20 protein-coding genes are annotated in these 22,641 nt (G+C 51.5%); 17 read left to right on the plus strand and 3 right to left on the minus strand.

All coding sequences use genetic code 11. The annotated features are described in order from the left end of the window. The first annotated feature begins 200 nt into the window (after positions 1-200). From pth to J4645_RS07350, 3 genes are all read left to right on the plus strand, one after another. Positions 201-785, plus strand: coding sequence for an aminoacyl-tRNA hydrolase (gene pth, locus J4645_RS07340; RefSeq protein ID WP_000985595.1), 585 nt, complete (start codon positions 201-203; stop codon positions 783-785). Positions 786-901: 116 nt separating this feature from the next. After that, a complete protein-coding gene (ychF, locus tag J4645_RS07345; RefSeq protein ID WP_000505850.1) occupies positions 902-1,993 on the plus strand; it encodes a redox-regulated ATPase YchF in 1,092 nt (363 codons plus the stop codon). An 886-nt stretch (positions 1,994-2,879) separates the two neighbouring features. Next, a complete protein-coding gene (locus J4645_RS07350) occupies positions 2,880-3,647 on the plus strand; it encodes a hypothetical protein (protein WP_001137288.1) in 768 nt (255 codons plus the stop codon). A gap of 489 nt (positions 3,648-4,136) precedes the next feature. Here the strand turns inward: J4645_RS07350 and J4645_RS07355 are convergent, their stop codons facing one another. Then, positions 4,137-5,402 carry a DUF4427 domain-containing protein gene (locus J4645_RS07355; RefSeq protein WP_060634059.1) on the minus strand — a complete coding sequence of 422 codons (1,266 nt, stop codon included), beginning with the start codon at positions 5,400-5,402 and terminating at the stop codon, positions 4,137-4,139. Positions 5,403-5,894: 492 nt separating this feature from the next. Here J4645_RS07355 and hyaA point away from each other — a divergent pair, with 492 nt between their 5' ends. The 11 genes from hyaA to J4645_RS07410 all read left to right on the plus strand — a co-directional run bounded on the left by hyaA (position 5,895) and on the right by J4645_RS07410 (position 17,849). Continuing rightward, on the plus strand, positions 5,895-7,013 hold the full coding sequence (gene hyaA / locus J4645_RS07360; protein ID WP_001058312.1) for a hydrogenase 1 small subunit: 1,119 nt from the start codon (positions 5,895-5,897) through the stop codon (positions 7,011-7,013). Next, positions 7,010-8,803, plus strand: coding sequence for a Ni/Fe-hydrogenase large subunit (gene hyaB, locus J4645_RS07365; RefSeq protein WP_000070982.1), 1,794 nt, complete (start codon positions 7,010-7,012; stop codon positions 8,801-8,803). The genes hyaA and hyaB overlap by 4 nt, the downstream gene beginning before the upstream one ends. Before the next feature lie 18 nt (positions 8,804-8,821). Next, positions 8,822-9,553 carry a Ni/Fe-hydrogenase b-type cytochrome subunit gene (gene hyaC, locus J4645_RS07370; RefSeq protein ID WP_000147031.1) on the plus strand — a complete coding sequence of 244 codons (732 nt, stop codon included), beginning with the start codon at positions 8,822-8,824 and terminating at the stop codon, positions 9,551-9,553. Then, entirely contained in the window at positions 9,550-10,146 is a 597-nt protein-coding gene (hyaD, locus tag J4645_RS07375) for a hydrogenase 1 maturation protease (protein WP_000993804.1), read from the plus strand. The genes hyaC and hyaD overlap by 4 nt, the downstream gene beginning before the upstream one ends. After that, complete coding sequence (hyaE, locus tag J4645_RS07380; protein WP_001262570.1) at positions 10,136-10,540, plus strand: hydrogenase-1 operon protein HyaE; 405 nt, start codon at positions 10,136-10,138, stop codon at positions 10,538-10,540. The genes hyaD and hyaE overlap by 11 nt, the downstream gene beginning before the upstream one ends. After that, positions 10,537-11,385, plus strand: coding sequence for a hydrogenase expression/formation protein (locus J4645_RS07385; RefSeq protein ID WP_023214455.1), 849 nt, complete (start codon positions 10,537-10,539; stop codon positions 11,383-11,385). Before hyaE ends, J4645_RS07385 begins: the two co-directional genes overlap by 4 nt. Positions 11,386-11,459: 74 nt before the next feature. After that, the gene (gene appC / locus J4645_RS07390; RefSeq protein ID WP_000263615.1) at positions 11,460-13,004 is read left to right on the plus strand and encodes a cytochrome bd-II oxidase subunit 1; all 1,545 of its coding nucleotides are present in this window, start codon (positions 11,460-11,462) and stop codon (positions 13,002-13,004) included. Positions 13,005-13,015: 11 nt separating this feature from the next. Then, on the plus strand, positions 13,016-14,152 hold the full coding sequence (appB, locus tag J4645_RS07395) for a cytochrome d ubiquinol oxidase subunit II (protein WP_023214456.1): 1,137 nt from the start codon (positions 13,016-13,018) through the stop codon (positions 14,150-14,152). Between the two features lie 12 nt (positions 14,153-14,164). Next, positions 14,165-14,254, plus strand: a complete 90-nt coding sequence (cbdX, locus tag J4645_RS07400) for a cytochrome bd-II oxidase subunit CbdX (protein ID WP_000270306.1) — start codon at positions 14,165-14,167, stop codon at positions 14,252-14,254. 394 nt (positions 14,255-14,648) lie between these two features. Further along, a complete protein-coding gene (locus tag J4645_RS07405) occupies positions 14,649-15,923 on the plus strand; it encodes a Glu/Leu/Phe/Val dehydrogenase (RefSeq protein WP_001519734.1) in 1,275 nt (424 codons plus the stop codon). A gap of 213 nt (positions 15,924-16,136) precedes the next feature. Continuing rightward, positions 16,137-17,849 carry an alpha,alpha-trehalase gene (locus J4645_RS07410; protein ID WP_000612818.1) on the plus strand — a complete coding sequence of 571 codons (1,713 nt, stop codon included), beginning with the start codon at positions 16,137-16,139 and terminating at the stop codon, positions 17,847-17,849. A 62-nt stretch (positions 17,850-17,911) separates the two neighbouring features. Here the strand turns inward: J4645_RS07410 and J4645_RS07415 are convergent, their stop codons facing one another. Then, the gene (locus J4645_RS07415) at positions 17,912-18,166 is read right to left on the minus strand and encodes a GlsB/YeaQ/YmgE family stress response membrane protein (RefSeq protein WP_000511320.1); all 255 of its coding nucleotides are present in this window, start codon (positions 18,164-18,166) and stop codon (positions 17,912-17,914) included. 168 nt (positions 18,167-18,334) lie between these two features. Here J4645_RS07415 and ycgR point away from each other — a divergent pair, with 168 nt between their 5' ends. After that, positions 18,335-19,069 (plus strand): flagellar brake protein YcgR, encoded by a 735-nt coding sequence (gene ycgR, locus J4645_RS07420; protein ID WP_000017411.1) that lies wholly within the window; start codon positions 18,335-18,337, stop codon positions 19,067-19,069. A 13-nt stretch (positions 19,070-19,082) separates the two neighbouring features. Here the strand turns inward: ycgR and emtA are convergent, their stop codons facing one another. Next, positions 19,083-19,694, minus strand: coding sequence for a membrane-bound lytic murein transglycosylase EmtA (emtA, locus tag J4645_RS07425; RefSeq protein WP_000776974.1), 612 nt, complete (start codon positions 19,692-19,694; stop codon positions 19,083-19,085). A 170-nt stretch (positions 19,695-19,864) separates the two neighbouring features. On the opposite strand from emtA, the gene ldcA reads away from it, so the two are divergent. Then, positions 19,865-20,779 (plus strand): muramoyltetrapeptide carboxypeptidase, encoded by a 915-nt coding sequence (gene ldcA / locus J4645_RS07430; protein ID WP_000051617.1) that lies wholly within the window; start codon positions 19,865-19,867, stop codon positions 20,777-20,779. Positions 20,780-20,875: 96 nt separating this feature from the next. After that, on the plus strand, positions 20,876-22,609 hold the full coding sequence (locus J4645_RS07435) for a potassium/proton antiporter (RefSeq protein WP_000338376.1): 1,734 nt from the start codon (positions 20,876-20,878) through the stop codon (positions 22,607-22,609). Positions 22,610-22,641 lie beyond the last annotated feature (32 nt).

Genomic DNA, 22,641 nt, shown 5'->3' on the forward strand with positions numbered 1-22,641 from the left:
CCATTTGTAAGTGCGGGTGCGATCACAAATGTAAAGTTTCATTTAACAAAACTTTACAAATAACACACTGAACAGTTTACATTTTTAATAATAAATGCTGGCAATTATTTAATTTACTTCAGAGTGTCGCTGTGTTTTGTCAAGCGGGCAGACAGACAGTAAACTACGCGCCAGTTATGGATCTACTCAGGACAAAAAACGTGGCAATTAAATTGATTGTTGGTCTGGCGAATCCCGGCGCGGAATATGCCGCGACGCGACACAATGCAGGCGCATGGTACGTCGATTTACTGGCGGAGCGCCTGCGCGCGCCGTTGCGTGAAGAGCCTAAATTCTTTGGCTATACCTCACGCATCACGCTGGAAGGGGAAGATGTTCGCCTGCTGGTACCCACCACGTTCATGAATCTCAGTGGTAAAGCAGTTGGCGCAATGGCCAGTTTTTACCGTATTCAGCCGGACGAAATTCTGGTCGCTCATGACGAGCTGGATCTCCCTCCGGGCGTGGCGAAATTTAAACTTGGCGGCGGCCACGGCGGCCACAATGGTCTGAAAGACATCATCAGCAAGCTGGGCAATAATCCCAACTTTCACCGCTTGCGCGTTGGAATTGGTCATCCAGGCGATAAAAATAAAGTTGTTGGTTTCGTGCTGGGTAAACCCCCTGTTTCTGAACAAAAATTAATTGATGAGGCCATTGACGAAGCGGCACGCTGTACGGAATTGTGGTTCAAAGAGGGTCTGGCCAAAGCAACAAGCCGTTTGCATACCTTTAAGGCGCAATAACCAGTGATGTGCGGCATTTTTGCCGCACGCCGTGTATAATAGGCGAAGTTATTTCCATTTCTGCAATCTGTTTTCTATAACAGGTTGATTATTAAGATATTAAGGTGAGTTAAATCATGGGATTCAAATGCGGTATCGTCGGTCTGCCCAACGTCGGGAAATCCACCCTGTTCAACGCGCTGACAAAAGCCGGTATTGAAGCGGCAAACTTTCCGTTCTGCACTATCGAACCGAATACCGGTGTCGTGCCGATGCCCGATCCGCGTCTGGACCAGTTGGCTGAGATTGTTAAACCGCAACGCATTCTACCAACCACGATGGAGTTCGTGGATATCGCCGGTCTGGTGAAAGGCGCGTCCAAAGGCGAAGGGTTGGGTAACCAGTTCCTGACCAATATCCGTGAAACCGAAGCTATCGGTCACGTGGTTCGCTGCTTTGAGAACGACAATATCATCCACGTGGCGGGTAAAGTAAATCCGGCAGAAGATATTGATGTTATCAATACCGAACTGGCGCTGGCTGACCTCGATACCTGCGAGCGCGCTATTCATCGCGTACAGAAGAAAGCCAAAGGCGGCGATAAAGACGCCAAAGCGGAACTGGCCGCGCTGGAAAAATGCCTGCCGCACCTGGCCGAAGCGGGGATGCTGCGTTCGCTGGACCTGACGGACGAAGATAAAGCGGCTATCCGTTATTTAAGCTTCCTGACGCTGAAGCCGACGATGTATATCGCTAACGTCAATGAAGACGGTTTTGAAAATAACCCGTATCTCGACCAGGTTCGCGAAATCGCCGCCAAAGAAGGTTCGGTCGTGGTTCCGGTGTGTGCCGCCGTCGAAGCTGATATTGCTGAGCTGGATGATGACGAGCGCGACGAATTTATGGCTGAACTGGGTCTGGAAGAACCGGGGCTGAACCGCGTTATTCGCGCAGGTTATCGCCTGCTGAACCTCCAGACCTACTTTACCGCCGGGGTGAAAGAAGTTCGCGCATGGACCATTCCGGTTGGCGCAACCGCGCCGCAGGCGGCAGGTAAAATCCATACCGACTTCGAAAAAGGCTTTATCCGCGCCCAAACTATCGCCTTTGACGACTTTATTACCTATAAAGGTGAACAAGGCGCGAAAGAAGCCGGTAAGATGCGAGCGGAAGGCAAAGATTACATCGTTAAAGATGGCGATATAATGAACTTCCTGTTCAACGTCTAATTAGTTTCTGTTGCCTCATGAGGTTTCGCTGAATCTCATGACAGCGGTAAAACCCTATAAAATCCACGCCATTGCGTGGATTTTATCTTTTATAGTATCTCAGATGAGAGCGTAGAAACGCGACTAAAACTGAGCATTCCAGTGAGTACAATAAGCAGCTATTTTCACACATGATAAGTCCGCCCACTCAAATTAGCTGAGCATCCAGAAGCTCACTACAGTTAACGTTTTCAAAATGGCAGTGAATTGTCTGAATGACTGATTCCAGAACAGATAGACTCGTCACCAACGACTACATAATTTAGGAAACAATGTTCACGAATTGTATATCTACACCAAAAAGATACGATATTTTCTATCAATGGAATATCTATGAGGTGAATTTTTACCACCATTATCACCCATATTATAAATATTAGGAACTTCAGTATCGGTAGATTTCTAAAAGCACCTTCTAACAGGCTTCAAAACGGTGTCCGCCCCTGCATTCTTTAGGGCCCCGAAGAATTTACTGTCCGTTGAAAGGGAAATTTCATTCGATTTTCGTATATCAGCATTGGTAAATATTAATATTTGGTCACGAATTTAACAACCAACCATAATAGCTATCACAGCGTTGCGAAACCATAAAGTATTTTAAACATATCATTTATAACTATTCAGATTGATATTATTCATCAATTTTATGCAAGCTGAGAATAGATTAATTCAAGCAATCTAATCACCACTGAGTGCAGATTAACGATAATTATATTGATTATTATCAAGCTACAGTAATATCCTGTGGTAAACTGCATATGTTCATTATAATGTATCATAAAAGAACATTTCATTTTTCAGCTAAATTTTACTACAAGGTTTAAACATCTAAGCTTAAGGAGCACATATGCCAAGAGGACTAATCTCAGGCCGAGACTATTCGGAATGCGATATCTTTGACCATACTTTATATCCAAGAATGAAGGAGGAACCTCTTCTTAATGAAGATGACTGTATTGTTGTCCCTGTAAGAAATGAGATTACTCCCCATTTCAGAAGAGTAGGAAATCCATCTTTCGGCAAGAGGTTAGGTAGAGCCGAAGATAATCCAACTCACGATAATTGCGTAAATTATTTATATGATGAGTTAAATGATAAAAATATTGAAGCTGTTAAGTTCTCTACATATGTTTTTGCAGAGGATCGAACATATGAAGAGCAAGTAATTTTTAGTCCGCTGAAAGATAGTGATTTTGGGTGGTATAAAGAAAAGGACGCACGTATTGCATTTCATGAGGATTCTTATATTCAACCCGATATTGGAGGAAGGGATAGAAACAAATTTTTCCCCCGCTCAGCCTATCCAAACATTATCATTGAAGTAATTCGTACTCACTACCCAGAAAGGGATACCTTTCAGAAACTCCTTGAGCTTTCAAAAACAAATCACCACGTTTATTTTTATTTTATAGATGAAGGAAACAAAAAATCAAAACTAAATAGTCTTTCTATTAAAAATGGCATATTGACATTAAGAGTATCTCACTATCTAATTGGTGGTCAACTCTATAAGAATGGTAATTGCTATGCGCCAAAAGGTGAGGATGAATCTTTCGAGCACTGGTATCAATATCTTGAAAATAGTTATTTTACAAATGCTATGGAAAGAGCTTAACAAGTTCAGACAGCATTTTATGATGCATAAAAGAGTATGAAAAGTGCCTGTTATCAGAGGTTACTAGTAATTCTCTGTAACTGCCTGCTTTCTTGAAGGTGATCGTTCAGACGGTCACCAAACTCCGATAATAAAATGGTTCTTCGCCAGCACTCCAGAGCAACATACTCCATTTTTCGACGCATCCTTGATCGCCGGATAAATAATCTAGCCTCCGTCAGAAATACTTTGCGTTTCTCAAAGGCTGTCCATAGCGATTCGACAGCGCCTATAGTTTTTAAGGGCTGTAGCAACTTTCGTAGCGAGCCGCAGAATTTTAATTCATCCACAAGCTGCCTGACTCTGTTGTTGGAATACACATATCAAAAACAGACAGATGTGCAATTTTAATTACAGTCTATTTTATAATAGCCTCTAATGTCTTTCATTCATCTGTAAAATCAATGCGTTAAATTAACGCAGAGCTAACAGGGTAAGTTCTTTTCTTAATTACCAGTCGACATTCACTGTATGATTATAAAAAGGATGCTGTTCCTTTAGCGGCGTCTCATAACTTGGGATCGCATCATAATGATCTTTTCCCTGAACGGAATACCTTCCCGCTTCGATATCAAAACGATGTTTGAGCCATCCCGCAATATGACTTGCGAAAGCTTCTTTTCTTCTTAATGGCCAATCAACAGAAGCCAAATTAACATCTAATAAGTACCGCCCTTCTTTATTAACCTTGATCATTCCAGCCTGCAGTAACGCCCGTACCACCTGGGATTGGTTATCATGAATCCAGACCCAGGCATTTCCAAATTCCATTGCATAACTATCATTTAAAAAATCTTTTTTTGAATATAATTCATTTACATAATCATTGATAGAATCAGCATAATTTTTTACTTTAGATGCAGATAAATCAAAAAAAGATTCAAATTCAAATGTATTATCATTAATACAGGACAGTAACGCGCCCGGTTCCGAGAGCTGGGTCCATGATTGTAAACTCTCTACAGCTATAATGAATTTGAAAGTATTTCTTCCAATGATATCCCGGTCAATTAAAGTTAAAATATCGTGAGCTACGGTAGGGATATCTTCTGCAAACGGGACTATTATTCCCGCACCATTTATTTCGCTTGATTTAAAATCAAACCCTGGGGTGCTTTCAATGTTTTCCGGAATACCATACTCTTTAATATGATTAAGGAAATTTTTAATATCGCCACGATATGGCCATCGCCATTCACGTTCATGCGTCCAGTCAACCTTACCTGGAACATAAGTAACGTATCTATATTGTTCAATCAAAGGAAGAGCAGTTTCATCAAGAATACGTTCCCCGTTTCTGCCTTGCGAGCATCGAGCATTGTTATGCTCATCCAACCCATATATTACTGGCCTTGCCCCATAATTAAACATTTGCTCTTTAGGTAAAACGATTGCATATAAACCGATTTTTTCATTTCGTTCTAATCGGCGAACACCAGTTTCTAAATAAGCTGCAATCGGCATATCTGTAAAGCATACCACCGGGGAGTCGCCATATACGGTTCGTTGCCCATTTCGGTATGACCAGGAAGAGAAAATTTTATGACTGCGTAAAGATAATCTAAGTAAATATTTAGCATCAATGAAACATGCGTGATGCTGATTATTAAAACCACAGTGCTCAGGCAAATAAATATGGCTACCGGTCTCTAAATCAACGTCCCGAAAAAAATGAATCAAATAATCGGACAAGTCAAATCTGATGTTATTTTTCATGGGACGCCCTCTTTCAAACAGTCTCTTTTTTGCATTCCTTTAAAACCAGCACCACCATTTTATATAAAAATCATCACGAAGTATGCTTCTTTTAACGATGACATCAAATCCTCCCTCCTTTTGCATCAACTTACGTATCCTGAAATGGCGAGACCAGGCTAAATCTACCCGAGGTCACTCGCTGAAACCTCATCCTGGAACAAGCTCAACCGTCCTTCCCCGCCACGGCCCTTTCGCCGAAAAACCGATAATGGGTATAAATATACCGCTATAAGCTATACCCACACACTTCACATTGTTTCTTATCGTTAATCCGATACGCTTTTTTCACATTATTTCTGGCGATATACGCCGGTGCAAAGTGAATCGGGCTCGTTTCCGCGCTCGCGCGTAACACAATGATTTGCCTTGCTGGCGGAACGTCAACGGACCCGCAAAAGCGCCTTATGCCCCTGGCGGAGCGTGGTGCAAAAAGGAGAAAAAATACGCGTTATGAATAACGAGGAGACCTTTTATCAAGCCATGCGTCGTAAGGGAGTGACCCGACGCAGCTTTCTCAAATTCTGTAGCCTTGCCGCCACATCGCTGGGACTGGGCGCCGGAATGACGCCAAAGATCGCCTGGGCGCTGGAGAATAAACCGCGGATTCCGGTGGTCTGGATTCATGGACTGGAATGCACCTGCTGTACCGAATCCTTTATCCGTTCCTCGCACCCGCTAGCCAAAGATGTGATCCTCTCGCTGATTTCCCTCGATTATGACGACACCCTGATGGCCGCCGCCGGCGCACAGGCCGAAGAAGTCTTTGACGATATTACCACTCGCTACGCCGGGAAATACATTCTGGCGGTGGAAGGCAATCCACCGTTAGGAGAACAAGGGATGTTCTGTATCAGCGGCGGTCGCCCGTTTATTGAAAAACTGAAGAAAGCCGCCGCGGGCGCCAGCGCTATTATTGCCTGGGGAAACTGCGCTTCCTGGGGTTGCGTCCAGGCCGCCCGCCCCAATCCGACCCAGGCAACGCCTATCGATAAAGTGATCACCGACAAGCCGATCGTGAAGGTCCCTGGATGTCCGCCAATCCCGGATGTCATGAGCGCCATTATCACCTATATGGTGACGTTTGATCGTCTGCCGGAACTCGATCGCATGGGCCGTCCACTAATGTTCTACGGTCAGCGTATCCACGATAAATGCTACCGCCGCGCCCATTTTGACGCCGGTGAATTTGTCGAGAGCTGGGATGATGACGCCGCCCGCAAGGGATACTGCCTGTACAAGATGGGCTGTAAAGGGCCAACCACCTATAACGCCTGCTCCTCCACACGCTGGAATGACGGCGTCTCCTTTCCTATCCAGTCCGGTCACGGATGTCTGGGATGTTCAGAAAATGGTTTCTGGGATCGCGGCTCGTTTTATAGCCGCGTGGTGGATATTCCTCAGATGGGTACCCATTCAACCGCCGATACGGTGGGGCTGACCGCGCTGGGCGTGGTCGCGGCGGGCGTTGGCGGTCACGCTGTCGCCAGCGCGCTCAACCAACGTAAACGCCACAAACAACAGTTAGCGCAAGCCGAACAACAGCCGGACAATGAGGATAAACAGGCATGAGTAACCAGTATCAAACCCAGGGTTATACCGTTAACGACGCCGGCCGTCGTCTGATCGTGGACCCGATTACCCGCATCGAAGGGCATATGCGCTGCGAAGTGAACATTGATGAGCAAAACGTCATTACCAATGCCGTTTCCTGCGGCACAATGTTCCGCGGGCTGGAGATCATTCTGCAAGGCCGTGACCCGCGTGACGCCTGGGCGTTTGTTGAACGTATTTGTGGTGTCTGTACCGGGGTACATGCTCTGGCATCGGTGTACGCTATCGAAGATGCGATTGGTATCCAGGTGCCGGATAACGCCAATATTATACGTAACATCATGCTGGCTACGTTGTGGTGTCACGATCATCTGGTCCATTTTTATCAGTTAGCCGGTATGGACTGGATTGATGTTCTGAATGCGCTGAAAGCCGATCCGCGCGCCACCTCGCAGTTGGCGCAAAGCCTTTCCGCCTGGCCGATGTCATCGCCGGGCTACTTCTTTGACGTACAAAATCGATTGAAGAAATTTGTCGATGGCGGCCAGCTTGGGATATTCCGTAACGGCTATTGGGGACATCCACAGTACAAATTGTCGCCAGAGGCTAATCTGATGGGTTTTGCCCACTATCTTGAAGCCCTCGACTTCCAGCGCGAGATCGTCAAAATCCATACCATATTTGGCGGTAAGAACCCCCATCCTAACTGGATCGTCGGCGGGATGCCGTGCGCGATCAATCTCGATCAAAGCGGCGCGGTCGGGGCTATCAATATGGAGCGCCTCAACCTGGTGCAGTCGATCATCACCCGCACCGCCGACTTCATTAACAACGTGATGGTTCCGGACGCGCTGGCTATCGGCCAGTTCAATAAAGCATGGAGTCAAATTGGCACCGGTCTGTCGGATAAATGCGTGCTGAGTTACGGCGCATTTCCGGACATTGCCAACGACTTCAGCCAGCAAAGCCTGTTAATGCCGGGCGGCGCGGTGGTCAATGGCGATTTTAAAAATGTCATGCCGGTAGATTTGGCCGATCCGCAGCAGATACAGGAGTTTGTGGATCACGCCTGGTACCGCTATCCGGACGATCGGCTGGGTCGTCATCCTTTTGACGGCATTACCGATCCCTGGTACAACCCGGGTGATGTCAAAGGCAGCGATACGCATATCCAGCAGCTTAACGAGCAGGAACGTTACTCCTGGATTAAAGCGCCGCGCTGGCGGGGTCATGCCATGGAAGTCGGCCCGCTTGCCCGAACGCTTATCGCGTACCACAAAGGGGATGCCGCCACCATAGAGTCGGTAGATCGCATGATGTCCGCCCTTAAACTGCCGCTCTCCGGTATCCAGTCTACGCTTGGTCGTATTTTATGCCGCGCGCACGAAGCGCAATGGGCCGTCGGTAAGCTGCAGTATTTTTTCGACAGGCTTATGACCAACCTGAAAAACGGCGACCTGGCCACCGCCAATACCGAGAAATGGGAACCGGCCAGTTGGCCGCAGCACTGCCGCGGCATCGGTTTTACCGAAGCGCCTCGCGGAGCGTTGGGACACTGGGCGTCAATACGCGATCAGAAGATTGAACTCTATCAGTGCGTGGTCCCCACCACCTGGAACGCCAGCCCACGCGATCCTAAAAAACAGATCGGCGCCTATGAAGCGGCATTGATGGGAACGCAAATGGCGATTCCCGACCAACCGTTAGAAATCCTGAGGACGCTGCACAGCTTCGACCCCTGCCTCGCCTGTTCAACCCACGTGCTCGGCGACGACGGCAGCGAACTGATTGCCGTCCAGGTACGCTAAGCGTTAAGGAAAAGAACGATGACTGGAAAGCTATCTCCACGCGTCGGGGAGGCGCGTGATACTGCCGTCAGCCACTATGTGTTTGAAGCGCCGGTACGCCTGTGGCACTGGCTAACGGTGGCCTGCATGTTGGTACTGATGGTAACAGGCTACTTCATTGGCCGACCGCTGCCGTCGGTGAGTGGCGAGGCGACCTATCTGTTTTACATGGGCTATATCCGGCTGATCCACTTTGCCGCCGCGATGATCTTTACCGTGTTACTGCTGGGGCGAATTTATTGGGCCTGTGTCGGCAACCGCTATTCGCGAGAGCTGTTTATCGTCCCGGTCTGGCGTCGCAGTTGGTGGCAAGGCGCTTTCTCCGTGGTCCGCTGGTATCTGTTTCTGGAGAAAAAACCGGGGAGCGACATCGGACATAACCCTGTCGCGCAGGCCGCGATGTTCGGCTATTTCCTGTTATCGGTATTTATGATCCTCACCGGTTTCGCTCTGTTTGGCGAGCATAGCCAGTACGCCATCTTTGCGCCGTTCCGCTATGTAGTTGAATTTTTCTACTGGACCGGCGGCAACTCCATCGATATTCACAGTTGGCACCGACTGGGCATGTGGCTGATCGCCGCCTTCATCGTCGGGCACGTTTACCTCGCTATCCGGGAAGACATTATGTCCGACGATACGGTGATCTCCACCATGATCAATGGCTATCGCAGCCACAAATTCCCCAAACCGCACGACAAGGAGCCCTCATGAATGCGCAACGCGTAGTGGTTATGGGGTTAGGAAACCTGCTGTGGGCCGATGAAGGATTCGGTATCCGGGTCGCGGAGCGTTTGTATGCCCGATATCACTGGCCTGAAGAGGTAGAAATTGTGGACGGCGGTACGCAAGGGCTAAACCTGTTAGGTTATGTAGAGCAAGCCAGCCATCTCCTGCTCCTTGACGCGATCGATTATGGCCTGGCGCCGGGCAGCCTGCGAACCTATGCCGGCGAGAAAATCCCCGCGTATCTCAGCGCCAAAAAAATGAGCCTGCATCAAAACAGTTTTTCCGAAGTTCTGGCGCTGGCCGACATCCGCGGGCATCTGCCCTGTCACATTGCGCTGGTCGGCCTGCAACCGGCGCTACTGGACGACTACGGCGGTAGCCTGAGCGAAATAGCTCGCAGCCAGCTACCGGCGGCGGAACAGGCCGCCCTGGAGCAACTGGCCGCCTGGGGGATCGTACCGCAGGCAAACGAGGTCGCACGCTGCCTGAACTATAAATGCCTGTCGATGGAAAATTATGAGGGAGTGCGCATACGTCAGTATCAGACACGTCTGGAGGGCAAAAGAAGTGGCGAATGACACCCCGTTCTCTGCGCTATGGCAACGCCTGTTAACCCGGGGATGGCAACCGGTAGAGGCTTCCACGGTAGACGACTGGATCAAACTGGTTGGAGATGGCGTCATCCTGTTAAGTAGCGATCCGCGGCGTACGCCGGAAGTCAGCGATAACCCGGTGATGATTGCCGAACTCCTGCGTGAGTTCCCGCAGTTTGACTGGCAGGTGGCGGTGGCCGACCTTGAACAAAGCGAAGCTATCGGCGATCGCTTTAATGTGCGTCGGTTTCCGGCGACGTTGGTTTTTACAGACGGCGAGCTACGCGGCGCACTCAGCGGCATTCATCCCTGGGCTGAATTGCTCACGCTGATGCGTTCGATGGTTGACACTCCCGCAGCGCAGGAGACAGCACAATGAGCAACGCCTTTTTTCATCTGCTGGGGCCAGGTACGCAGCCTGATGACGCCAGTTTCTCGATGAATCCCTTACCGCTCACCTGTCAGGTCAATGGCGACCCAAGTATGGCGGCGCTGGAGCGCTGCGCTCACAGCCCGGCGGTGATGGCATTGTTGACCGATCTGCGAGGTCAGCTTGCCCGGCGCATCCCGGAAGTCGGCGACGTGCTGGGATGGGAGTTATCTCCCCTGAATGCCGATGATCTCTCATTCCTCAATACGTTATTGGGCGAAGGCGAAGTCTCGATACGCATTCAGCATCCGGACGGGAGTGAAAGCGAGATCCAGGAGACCATCTTCTGCGGCCTGTGGCGGGTACGCCATCTGCATAACCGACGCCTGCTGACGGATCGTCTGGAAGCGGGTAGCGCGCCCCTGACATTGTGGCAAGCGGCGACTGCCGATACGCTGCCTGACGACTCTCTGCTGCCTCCGCCTGTCGCTGGCCTGATGAATGGACTGCCGCTGGCCCATGAGTTATTGGCGCACGTACGCGATCCGGCGTTGCAACCTCACAGCATCAATTTGACCCAACTGCCGCTCAGCGAGGCCGATCGTCTTTTTCTGGCGCGTTTATGCGGACACGGGAACATCCAGATTCGCATCTCCGGGTATGGCGAAAGCCAAATCAACGCAACAGCATTGCGCCATCTCTGGCATGTGCGCTGTCTGGACGCCCTTAAAGGGCCGTTGCTCGATAGCTATGAGATTTGTCCTTTGCCGGAGCTGGTACTGGCGGCCCCGGAAGATCTGGCCGATTCGCGCCAGCGCCTGGATGAAGTCTGCCGATGGCTGGAGACGCGCTAACGCTCTCAACAGGAACGTAACCGGTGTCCGGTACTGATTAGCTTTTTACTCTCTTTCTGCCTACAGGAGTTAGCATGTGGGATGTCATTGACTTATCGCGCTGGCAGTTTGCGCTGACCGCGCTGTATCACTTTTTATTTGTTCCTCTTACGCTTGGGCTGATTTTTTTGCTGGCCGTCATGGAGACGATCTATGTGGTGACGGGGAAAACCGTCTACCGCGATATGACGCGTTTCTGGGGCAAGCTCTTCGGGATCAATTTTGCTCTCGGTGTGGCTACCGGCCTGACCATGGAGTTTCAGTTCGGGACTAACTGGTCACTCTATTCCAACTATGTGGGCGATATTTTCGGCGCGCCGCTGGCGATGGAAGCGTTACTGGCCTTCTTTCTCGAATCCACTTTTGTCGGCCTGTTCTTTTTCGGCTGGCAGCGGCTGAATAAATACCAACACCTGCTGGTCACCTGGCTGGTGGCCTTCGGCTCCAATATTTCAGCATTATGGATTCTGAATGCCAATGGCTGGATGCAGTATCCTACCGGCGCTCATTTCAACATCGATACGTTACGGATGGAAATGAGCAGCTTCAGCGATCTGGTCTTTAACCCGGTGAGCCAGGTGAAATTCGTCCATACCGTCATGTCCGGTTATGTCACCGGCGCCATGTTTATTATGTCCATCAGCGCCTGGTATCTGCTACGTGGCCGCGAGCGTGAGGTGGCCTTGCGCTCGTTTGCTATCGGCTCAGTATTCGGCACCCTGGCCATTCTGGGAACCCTGCAACTGGGGGACAGTTCGGCCTACGAGGTCGCCCAAATTCAGCCGGTGAAACTGGCGGCGATGGAAGGCGAATGGCAAACCGAACCCGCGCCCGCGCCGTTTCATCTGATTGCCTGGCCGCAGCAGGAACAGGAGCGTAATGCGTTTGCCGTGAAGATCCCTGCTCTGCTGGGTATTCTGGCCACCCATTCGCTGGATACGCCGGTTCCGGGGTTAAAAAACCTGATGGACGACACTCTGCCGCGCCTGAAGCGTGGCCGGGAGGCCTGGCTACTCATGCAGGAGATAGCGCAAGGCAATCGCTCGCCGCAGGTACTGAATGCGTTTCACGCCGTTGAGGGCGATCTGGGGTACGGCATTCTGCTGGCGAAATATGCCCCGGATATGAACCATGTGACGCCGGAGCAGTATCGTGCGGCCCAGCGTGGCGCTATTCCTCAGGTGGCGCCGGTGTTCTGGAGTTTCCGTATTATGGTCGGCTGCGGTTCGCTGCTGTTAGTGGTGATGTTGATTGCGTTGATACAGACGCTGCGAATGCGTATCGACCAGCATCGCTGGGTATTGCGTATGACGCTCTGGAGCCTGCCGTTACCGTGGATTGCCATTGAAGCCGGTTGGTTTATGACGGAGTTTGGCCGTCAGCCTTGGGCGATTCAGGACATTCTGCCGACCTGGTACGCTCACTCCGCGCTGACACCGGGCCAGTTGGCCTTCTCAATGGGACTTATCCTCGGACTTTACACCCTGTTTTTAATCGCGGAAGTCTATCTGATGCAGAAGTACGCGCGTCTTGGGCCAAGCGCCATGCAACATCAACAACAAGCGCAACAACAGGGATAAAGGAGACAATCATGTTGGATTATGAAACGTTGCGGTTCATTTGGTGGCTGCTGATCGGCGTTATCCTGGTGGCATTTATGGTAACTGACGGGTTTGATATGGGTGTCGGTTGCCTGCTCCCGCTGATAGCGCGCAACGATGACGAACGCCGGGTATTGATCAATAGCGTCGGTGCCCACTGGGAAGGAAACCAGGTATGGTTGATTCTCGCGGGCGGGGCATTATTCGCCGCCTGGCCACGGGTCTATGCCGCCGCGTTTTCCGGTTTTTATGTGGCGATGATCCTGGTGCTGTGTGCCCTCTTCTTTCGCCCGCTGGCCTTTGATTATCGGGGTAAAATCGCCAATGCCCGCTGGCGCGCGCTGTGGGATACCGGTCTGGTTATTGGCAGCCTGGTTCCCCCAGTCGTATTCGGTATCGCGTTCGGCAACCTGTTTTTAGGCGTGCCGTTTGCCTTCACGCCGCAGCTTCATGTTGACTATTTTGGCACCTTCTGGCAGTTACTCTCGCCCTTTGCCCTACTGTGTGGATTATTGAGTCTGTCGTTGGTGATTATGCAAGGAGGCGTCTGGCTACAGTTGAAAACGGAGGGCGTTATTCGTCAACGGGCTCTGTCGGCCACCCGCCACAGCGCGCTGCTGATCGTGATCTGCTTCCTGCTGGCCGGTTACTGGCTGTGGGCCGGCGTTGATGGCTTTGTCTTACTCACGCAGGATGCCAACGGTCCTTCCAATCCGCTCTTAAAAGGCGTGGCGATACTCCCTGGCGCATGGATGAACCACTTTATACGCTCGCCGCTACTGCTCATCATCCCGTTGCTCGGTATGATCCTGCCGATTCTGGCTTTCTATACCTGCCTTCGCGGTCAGACTATTCGTGGATTTCTGTTCGCTTCCCTGACCCAGGCCTGCGTCATCTTTACCGCCGGCATAACGCTATTTCCTTTTGTGATGCCGTCGAGTGTTAGTCCTCTCTCCAGCCTGACGGTGTGGGACAGCACCTCCAGCCAGATGACGCTCGAAATCATGCTGGTGATTGTGCTGATTTTTCTGCCGATCGTACTGCTCTATACGCTGTGGAGCTATTACAAAATGTTGGGGCGTATCAACCTGGAGACCCTCCGCCGCAACGATCATGAACTTTATTAGGGAGCGGAAGCGATGTGGTATTTACTGTGGTTTGTCGGCATTCTGCTGATGTGCTCACTGTCGACACTGGTGTTGGTATGGCTTGAGTCGCGTCAACAATAAAGAGGTAAACCGGGGTCAGCGCCGTCTGACTCCGGTTATTTTTATCTTTTTACGCGCCTAGTGAAGACGTTTCCCCGCCGACAGGACGACATAACATTGATACATGTCGTTATCATAATGTTTACTTTTAGAGGTGCGTCATAATTATGACAAATAGCCGCCTTGCACATATTACGCATATTTAAGCAATTAATTGCATAATTAGCGATATATCACCTCTTATATAGGATAGTTAACCACTTCCCATCCAAAATCATAACGAAAATCCAACTGCCTGCCATTTTTGATCTGAGTTAATTGTTTAAAAAAGTGTTAAATTTATCGCTACATGGTGTGATCTACTATGTACCACGGTCAATTAAAGAACATATTACTTTTATCACTAAGGTTTATCATGGATAAGTTATCTTACGCTTCAGATAGCAGCACATCTGCCTGGAATACCTACCTGCAACAAATCGAGCGTGTGGCCCCTTATCTGGGCGAGTTATCCCCCTGGGTGGATACTCTGCGCCACCCAAAACGCGCTCTGATCGTCGATATTCCGGTACAAATGGATGATGGCACTATTCGTCATTTCGAAGGATATCGCGTGCAGCACAACCTCTCCCGAGGTCCGGGTAAAGGCGGTGTTCGCTACCATCCTGACGTTGATCTCAATGAAGTGATGGCCCTGTCAGCATGGATGACCATCAAATGTGCCGCGCTGAATCTGCCGTACGGCGGCGCCAAAGGCGGCATCCGCGTCGATCCGTTCTCGCTGTCGGAAGGTGAACTGGAGCGTTTGACCCGCCGCTATACCAGCGAGATCGGCATTATCATCGGGCCGCAGAAAGATATTCCTGCGCCGGATGTCGGCACCAACGGTAAAGTGATGGCCTGGATGATGGATACGTATTCCATGAATCATGGCACGACGGTCACTGGCGTCGTCACCGGTAAGCCTATCCATCTTGGCGGTTCGCTGGGCCGTGAAAAAGCGACGGGGCGCGGCGTTTTCGTCAGCGGGCTGGAAGCCGCGCGTCGGGCGAATATCGCCGTTGAAGGCGCTCGCGTTGCGGTTCAGGGTTTTGGTAACGTCGGCAGCGAAGCCGCGCGTCTGTTTGCAGGCGCTGGCGCCCGTGTCGTGGCGATTCAGGATCATACCGCAACGCTGTTTAACGCCACCGGTATTGACATGAAGGCGCTCACGGCATGGCAGACAGAACACAAACAGATAGCCGGTTTCCCGGGCGCGGAAACTATCGCCAGCGATGCGTTCTGGCGTCTGGAGATGGATATTCTGATCCCGGCGGCGCTTGAAGGCCAGATAACTCGTCAGCGCGCGGAAGCCCTGACGTGTAAGCTGGTGCTGGAAGGGGCTAACGGCCCGACCTATCCGGATGCTGATGATGTTCTGGCCAGCCGTGGTATCCTTGTGGTGCCTGACGTGGTCTGTAACGCAGGCGGCGTAACCGTCAGCTACTTCGAATGGGTACAAGATATGGCCAGCTTCTTCTGGAGCGAAGAAGAGATCAACGCGCGCATGGACAAAATCATGACCGACGCGATCGTCCATGTCTGGGAGAAAGCGACTGAGAAATCCTGCTCTCTGCGCACCGCAGCCTATATTGTCGCCTGTGAGCGCATTCTGTTGGCCCGTAAAGATCGCGGTATCTATCCGGGTTAAGGCGACAAATCATTACGCTAAAATCCACGTCCCGGCGTGGATTTTTTGTCTGTATACCCCGTTTTCCACGCGCGCGCCGATAAATTCCGTCTCAATAAAATGTCTGTTTGTTCGCAAAATAGCGGTTCAATCACGCGTATCTGGTCATCGTAGACTAAGGTTTTGTCATGGTAAATGCCGTTGGCTTTGGCTCACCGCTAAGGAGATAACTTGATGATACCCCCAGAGATTCGCCGTTCTGTTCTACTGCAGAAAGCCATAAAACTGGCGCTGGCAGGGACGCTGCTGACGTTTGCATCGTTTTCGGCGACTGCCGCAGACCCGTCTTCCGACACTGAAACTCCGCAGCCGCCGGATATTTTGCTTGGCCCGCTTTTTAATGATGTCCAGAATGCAAAACTCTTCCCCGATCAGAAAACCTTTGCTGACGCCATACCTAATAGCGATCCGCTCATGATTCTTGCGGATTATCGTATGCAGCGGAACCAGTCCGGCTTCGATTTGCGTCATTTTGTTGATGTTAACTTCACCCTGCCGAAAGCGGGTGAAAAATATGTCCCGCCTGCCGGGCAGTCATTGCGTGAACATATTGATGGTCTGTGGCCGGTGCTGACCCGTTCAACTAAAAACGTCGAAAAGTGGGACTCGCTCTTGCCGTTGCCTGAATCCTATGTCGTGCCGGGTGGGCGATTCAGAGAGATTTACTACTGGGACAGCTACTTTACGATGCTGGGGCTGGCGGAAAGCGGGCACTGGGATAAGGTGGCGGATATGGTGGCGAACTTTGGTTACGAAATTGACGCCTGGGGGCATATTCCCAACGGCAACCGTACCTACTACCTGAGTCGTTCGCAGCCGCCTTTCTTTGCGTTTATGGTTGAGTTACTGGCGGAACATGAAGGTGACGATGCGCTGAAAGAATACCTGCCGCAACTGCAAAAAGAGTACGCCTACTGGATGGAGGGCGTTGAGACATTGCAGCCAGGGCAACAAAACCAACGCGTCGTCAAACTGGAGGACGGCAGCGTTCTCAACCGCTACTGGGACGATCGGGATACGCCCCGCCCTGAATCCTGGGTTGAAGATATCGCTACCGCCAAAAGCAACCCCAACCGCCCGGCAACGGAGATCTATCGAGACCTCCGCTCTGCCGCCGCCTCTGGCTGGGATTTCAGCTCCCGCTGGATGGATAATCCGCAGCAGCTCAGTACCATTCGCACCACCACGATTGTCCCTGTCGATCTTAACGCTCTGCTGTATCAGCTGGAGAAGACCCTCGCCCGCGCCAGCGCTGCGGCGGGCGATCGGGCCAAAGCCTCGCAATATGACGCGCTGGCCAACGCGCGGCAAAAAGCCATTGAAATGCATCTGTGGAATAACAAAGAGGGTTGGTATGCCGACTACGATCTGCAGAACAATAAAATCCGCAACCAACTCACCGCTGCCGCGCTGTTCCCGCTCTATGTAAACGCCGCCGCGAAAGATCGCGCCGCGAAAGTGGCGGCGGCGGCCCAGGCGCATCTGCTACAGCCTGGCGGGCTGGCTACCACCTCGGTTAAAAGCGGACAGCAGTGGGATGCGCCAAACGGCTGGGCGCCGTTACAATGGGTCGCTGCCGAAGGATTGCAAAATTATGGGCAGGATGACGTGGCAATGGAAGTCACCTGGCGCTTTTTAACCAATGTGCAGCACACCTACGATCGCGAGAAAAAACTGGTCGAAAAATATGATGTCAGCAGTACCGGAACCGGCGGTGGCGGCGGCGAATATCCCCTTCAGGACGGCTTTGGCTGGACCAACGGCGTGACGCTGAAAATGCTCGATCTGATTTGTCCGCAGGAAAAACCGTGTGATAGCGTACCGTCTACTCGTCCGGCATCGTTAAGCGCAACGCCGACAAAAACGCCGTCTGCAGCGACGCAGTAACGCGTGTTTATAGTAGGTTGACCCGGTGCTGACCGGGTCAACGCTTAAACGTTTTGCAGCGGTTAGCCGCGTCGCAGAAGGCGGAAAATCACCAGCACCACGATCGCGCCCACCACGGCGACCAGGAAACTGTGCAGATTAAAGCCGCTGATACTGCCGCCAATACCAAACATCGTCGCCAGCCATCCGCCAACGACCGCCCCGACGATACCGAGAATACAGGTCAGGATAAATCCCCCGCCATCGCGCCCCGGCATAAGCAATTTGGCGATAACGCCGGCAATCAAACCAAAAATAATCCAGGCGATAATTCCCATTTGCAAACCCTCTTTCCAGTAAAAACGTTTTAAGTATAGGCAAAGTCGAGCGTCGCATTTCTGAACACTGATTTATCTCGCGGACATAAAAATTTATTTATCGCTATTAAGTTCTTTCTACCGATGCCGATAACCCAACGATAGTCTGCGTATCAGGGGTTATTTCGTGTGAGTGGTTACAATGAGCAGTTCCTGAAAAAAAATCCATTAGCGATATTAGGCGTGCTACGGGATTTAAATAAAAATCAGGTTCCACTGCGTATTTCATGGGCGCATGGTCAATTCATCAGTAAAATTTTGGCGGTAGACCCGGAAAAACTCATCGTAGATTACGGCAGCCAGGAATATGAAAATAGCGCCGTATTACGTGCCGGGCAGGTAGCCATTATCGCAGAAACGCAGGGCGCAAAAGTCGAGTTCACGTTGCCGCAACTCGTTACAGGTGAATATCAGCGGCTGCCGGCCTTTATCACGCCCCTGCCGTCGTCACTGTGGTTTGTCCAGCGCCGGGAGTATTTTCGCATTGGCGCGCCGCTGTATCCGCCTTATTACGGCGTCACCACGCTACCGGACACCCATACGTTACGTTTTCGCCTGTTTGATCTTTCCCTGGGCGGCATGGGCGCGCTACTGGAATCCGCCATCCCCGACGGGCTAACAGAAGGCGCGCGCTTTTCGCAGGTTGAACTGAACATGGGGCAATGGGGGATTTTTCACGTTGACGCCCAGCTTATCGCCATCAGCGAGCGTAAGGTGATTGATGGGAAAAATGAAACGATCACCACTCCCCGCCTGAGCTTTCGTTTCCTTAACGTTAGCCCGGCGGTGGAGCGGGAGTTGCAGCGGATTATTTTTTCGCTTGAGCGCGAGGCCCGAGAAAGAGCGAATAAAGTGCGAGAATAATCTTCACACTAAACTACATGGCGTCCAGCGCCTGCTGAAGCTTCCAGATATAGCGCGGCGCCTGCGGCGCGGGATGATTATCAACAACATGCTCAAAAAACTCGTCCGCATCCAGATCGTTAATTTTTTCTATCGCCTTCTTCCTGTCGGATGAAAAAGTACGCAATAACGCGCCTGCGCCGTTAGCATAAGAGACGACCAGCGCATATTGCATCACCTGCGGATCTTTGATGCCGGCCAGCGGCCCATTTTCCAGAATGCTCAGATACGCCGCGCCCATTGAGATGTTACGCTCAGGGTTTTTCAGCTCGCTGGTGGTCGGTTCGCCACGCCAGCCCATGCGACGGTAAACGTCGCGCCCGGAGGTCGACGCCTTTAACTGCATCAGGCCAATCGCATTGGATTTACTGACCGCGTTAGGGTTGCCGCCGGATTCAATGGCGATAATCGCGGTGATTAAATGCGGATCAACCCCCCATGCCGCCCCGGCTTTTTCACTGATGGGCATCCACTGCATCGCACGCTTTACAGGCACTTCGGCATTCCACGGCGGATTCCTGTAATCCTGTTTTGAGCTACAGCCAGCGAGTATTACTACCAAAAAAGCAAACCATCTTAATTTCACGTCATCTATCCTTATAGCCGTAACTTATCTGCCGAAGAGGTCATACCGCCCCGGCCAGGTACTTAGGTTGCCTCCCTGGTGCGCATCCAGAAACGTCGCACAACGAGGGACATCGCCTAATATATGCGGCATGATATACATTTGCATTCTATTGTCAGCAAGGAATTACCATGTCTCTGTTTCATTTAATCGCCCCCTCGGGCTACTGTATTAACCAACAGGCCGCGTTACGCGGCGTTCAGCGCCTGACTGACGCGGGTCATCAGGTGGAGAATGACGAGGTGATTCGTCGCCGCTATCAGCGTTTTGCCGGTACGGACGCGGAACGGCTGGCCGATGTTAATTCGCTGGCCTCGCTAACGTCGCCGGATACGATCGTCATGCCGGTTCGCGGCGGCTATGGCGCCAGCCGCTTGCTGGATCGTATCGACTGGCAGTCGCTCGCCTCCAGGCAACAGCGCAATCCCTTACTGATTTGCGGTCATAGCGATTTTACGGCGATTCAGGCTGGACTCCTGGCGCAGGCCAATGTCATCACCTTTAGCGGTCCTATGCTGGCGGCAAATTTTGGCGCCGAAACGCTGAATACGTTCACCGAGCAACATTTCTGGCTGGCGCTACGCAAGGCGCAATTTACCGTAGAGTGGCAAGGCGACGGCCCTCAGTGCAACGCACAGGGCACCTTATGGGGCGGAAATCTGGCGATGTTGATTTCCCTTATCGGTACGCCCTGGATGCCGACTATCGATAAAGGAATTTTAGTGCTGGAAGATGTCAATGAGCATCCTTTCCGGGTGGAGCGTATGCTTTTGCAACTGGAGTACGCCGGAATTTTAAACCGTCAGAGCGCCATCGTTCTCGGCAGCTTTAGCGGCGCGGCGCCCAACGAGTATGACGCTGGCTATTCTCTGGAGAGCGTCTACGCGTTTTTACGTTCCCGTCTGTCCGTTCCGCTGATTACCGGTCTCGACTTCGGGCATGAACAGCGTACGGTGACGCTCCCTATCGGGGCAAACGCGACGCTTAAAAATACGCGCCAGGGGACTCAACTCACTTTATCTGGCCATCCTACGCTGCAATTGTAAAAAAAGTCCCCGACAGGCTAAGTAAAACGCTGCCCTGGCCGTTATTATGTTAATGTTAAATAATACGAAGTCGTGTGAGTCAGGAGATATAAAACGTTGGATGCTGCAACAATTATTAGTCTATTTATTTTAGGTTCCATCCTTGTAACCAGCAGTATCCTGTTAAGTTCATTCTCATCGCGACTGGGTATCCCGATTCTGGTCATTTTCCTCGCCATTGGGATGTTAGCGGGGGTGGATGGCATTGGCGGTATTCCTTTCGATAATTATCCTTTCGCTTATATGGTCAGTAACCTGGCGCTGGCGATTATTTTACTCGATGGCGGCATGCGCACCCAGGCCAGCTCTTTCCGGGTAGCGCTGGGCCCCGCGCTGTCGCTGGCGACGCTCGGCGTACTGATCACGTCGGGTTTAACAGGTATGATGGCCGCCTGGCTGTTTCATCTGGATCTTATTGAAGGTCTGCTCATTGGCGCGATAGTCGGTTCCACTGACGCCGCGGCGGTCTTTTCTCTGCTTGGCGGCAAAGGGCTAAACGAACGTGTAGGCTCCACGCTGGAGATCGAATCGGGAAGTAACGACCCGATGGCCGTTTTTCTGACCATTACATTAATTGAGATGATCCAGAAACATGAAACCGGTCTGGACTGGATGTTTGCCGTCCATATTATCCAGCAGTTCGGTCTCGGTATTGTTTTTGGTCTCGGCGGCGGTTACCTGCTACAGCAGATGATCAACCGCATTTCTCTGCCCAGCGGCCTGTATCCGATGCTGGCGCTCAGCGGCGGTATTCTGATTTTTGCTTTGACGACCGCGCTTGAAGGCAGCGGTATTCTCGCGGTCTATCTGTGCGGATTCCTGTTAGGAAACCGCCCGATTCGCAACCGTTACGGCATCCTGCAAAACTTTGACGGACTGGCCTGGCTGGCGCAGATCGCCATGTTCCTGGTTCTGGGGCTGTTGGTGACGCCTTCCGATCTGTGGCCGATTGCCGTCCCTGCGCTCATTCTCTCTATCTGGATGATTTTCTTCGCCCGCCCACTGTCGGTGTTTACCGGCCTGCTGCCATTTCGCGGCTTTAATCTTCGGGAGCGCATTTTCATCAGTTGGGTCGGACTGCGCGGCGCGGTGCCGATTATTCTCGCCGTTTTCCCGATGATGGCCGGGCTTGAAAACGCTCGCCTGTTCTTTAATGTCGCTTTCTTTGTGGTACTGGTGTCACTGCTCCTGCAGGGAACATCGCTGTCATGGGCGGCGAAAAGAGCCAAAGTGGTCGTGCCTCCGGTTGGCTGGCCAGTATCGCGCGTGGGGCTTGACATCCATCCTGATAATCCGTGGGAGCAATTCATCTATCAGTTGAGCGCCGACAAATGGTGCGTCGGCGCGGCGTTGCGCGACCTGCATATGCCGAACGAAACCCGCATTGCCGCGCTATTTCGCAATAATGAACTGTTTCACCCCACGGGCAGTACTCGCCTGCAGGAAGGCGACGTACTCTGCGTGATTGGCCGGGAGCGCGATCTGCCAGCGCTGGGCAAATTGTTTAGCCAGTCGCCGCCGGTTTCGTTAGATCAGCGTTTCTTTGGGGATTTTATCCTCGAAGCGAATGCGAAATTCGCCGACGTGGCGCTTATCTACGGGCTGGAAGAAGGAACGGAATACCGGGATAAACAACAAACCCTGGGTGAAATCATACAGCAACTGCTGGGCGCTGCGCCGGTCGTCGGCGATCAGGTGGAGTTTGGCGGCATGATTTGGACGGTAGCTGAAAAAGAAGATAACGTGGTACGCAAGATTGGGGTACGCGTCGCCGAAGACGAAGCAGAATAAGGTCGTCGGACAACGTCGACCCGCCCCCAAGT

The sequence above is a fragment of the Salmonella sp. 32082101201600294FB01SM01 genome, assembly GCF_017572865.1.
Taxonomy (GTDB): domain Bacteria; phylum Pseudomonadota; class Gammaproteobacteria; order Enterobacterales; family Enterobacteriaceae; genus Salmonella; species Salmonella enterica.

What these genes read in the sequence shown, in the direction of transcription:
- ychF (WP_000505850.1), top strand. Translation starts at nt 902, where the DNA reads ATGGGATTCAAATGCGGTATCGTCGGTCTGCCCAACGTCGGGAAATCC.
- J4645_RS07350 (WP_001137288.1), top strand. Translation starts at nt 2,880, where the DNA reads ATGCCAAGAGGACTAATCTCAGGCCGAGACTATTCGGAATGCGATATC.
- J4645_RS07355 (WP_060634059.1), bottom strand. Translation starts at nt 5,402, where the DNA reads ATGAAAAATAACATCAGATTTGACTTGTCCGATTATTTGATTCATTTT.
- hyaA (WP_001058312.1), top strand. Translation starts at nt 5,895, where the DNA reads ATGAATAACGAGGAGACCTTTTATCAAGCCATGCGTCGTAAGGGAGTG.
- hyaB (WP_000070982.1), top strand. Translation starts at nt 7,010, where the DNA reads ATGAGTAACCAGTATCAAACCCAGGGTTATACCGTTAACGACGCCGGC.
- hyaC (WP_000147031.1), top strand. Translation starts at nt 8,822, where the DNA reads ATGACTGGAAAGCTATCTCCACGCGTCGGGGAGGCGCGTGATACTGCC.
- hyaD (WP_000993804.1), top strand. Translation starts at nt 9,550, where the DNA reads ATGAATGCGCAACGCGTAGTGGTTATGGGGTTAGGAAACCTGCTGTGG.
- J4645_RS07385 (WP_023214455.1), top strand. Translation starts at nt 10,537, where the DNA reads ATGAGCAACGCCTTTTTTCATCTGCTGGGGCCAGGTACGCAGCCTGAT.
- appC (WP_000263615.1), top strand. Translation starts at nt 11,460, where the DNA reads ATGTGGGATGTCATTGACTTATCGCGCTGGCAGTTTGCGCTGACCGCG.
- appB (WP_023214456.1), top strand. Translation starts at nt 13,016, where the DNA reads ATGTTGGATTATGAAACGTTGCGGTTCATTTGGTGGCTGCTGATCGGC.
- cbdX (WP_000270306.1), top strand. Translation starts at nt 14,165, where the DNA reads ATGTGGTATTTACTGTGGTTTGTCGGCATTCTGCTGATGTGCTCACTG.
- J4645_RS07405 (WP_001519734.1), top strand. Translation starts at nt 14,649, where the DNA reads ATGGATAAGTTATCTTACGCTTCAGATAGCAGCACATCTGCCTGGAAT.
- J4645_RS07410 (WP_000612818.1), top strand. Translation starts at nt 16,137, where the DNA reads ATGATACCCCCAGAGATTCGCCGTTCTGTTCTACTGCAGAAAGCCATA.
- J4645_RS07415 (WP_000511320.1), bottom strand. Translation starts at nt 18,166, where the DNA reads ATGGGAATTATCGCCTGGATTATTTTTGGTTTGATTGCCGGCGTTATC.
- ldcA (WP_000051617.1), top strand. Translation starts at nt 19,865, where the DNA reads ATGTCTCTGTTTCATTTAATCGCCCCCTCGGGCTACTGTATTAACCAA.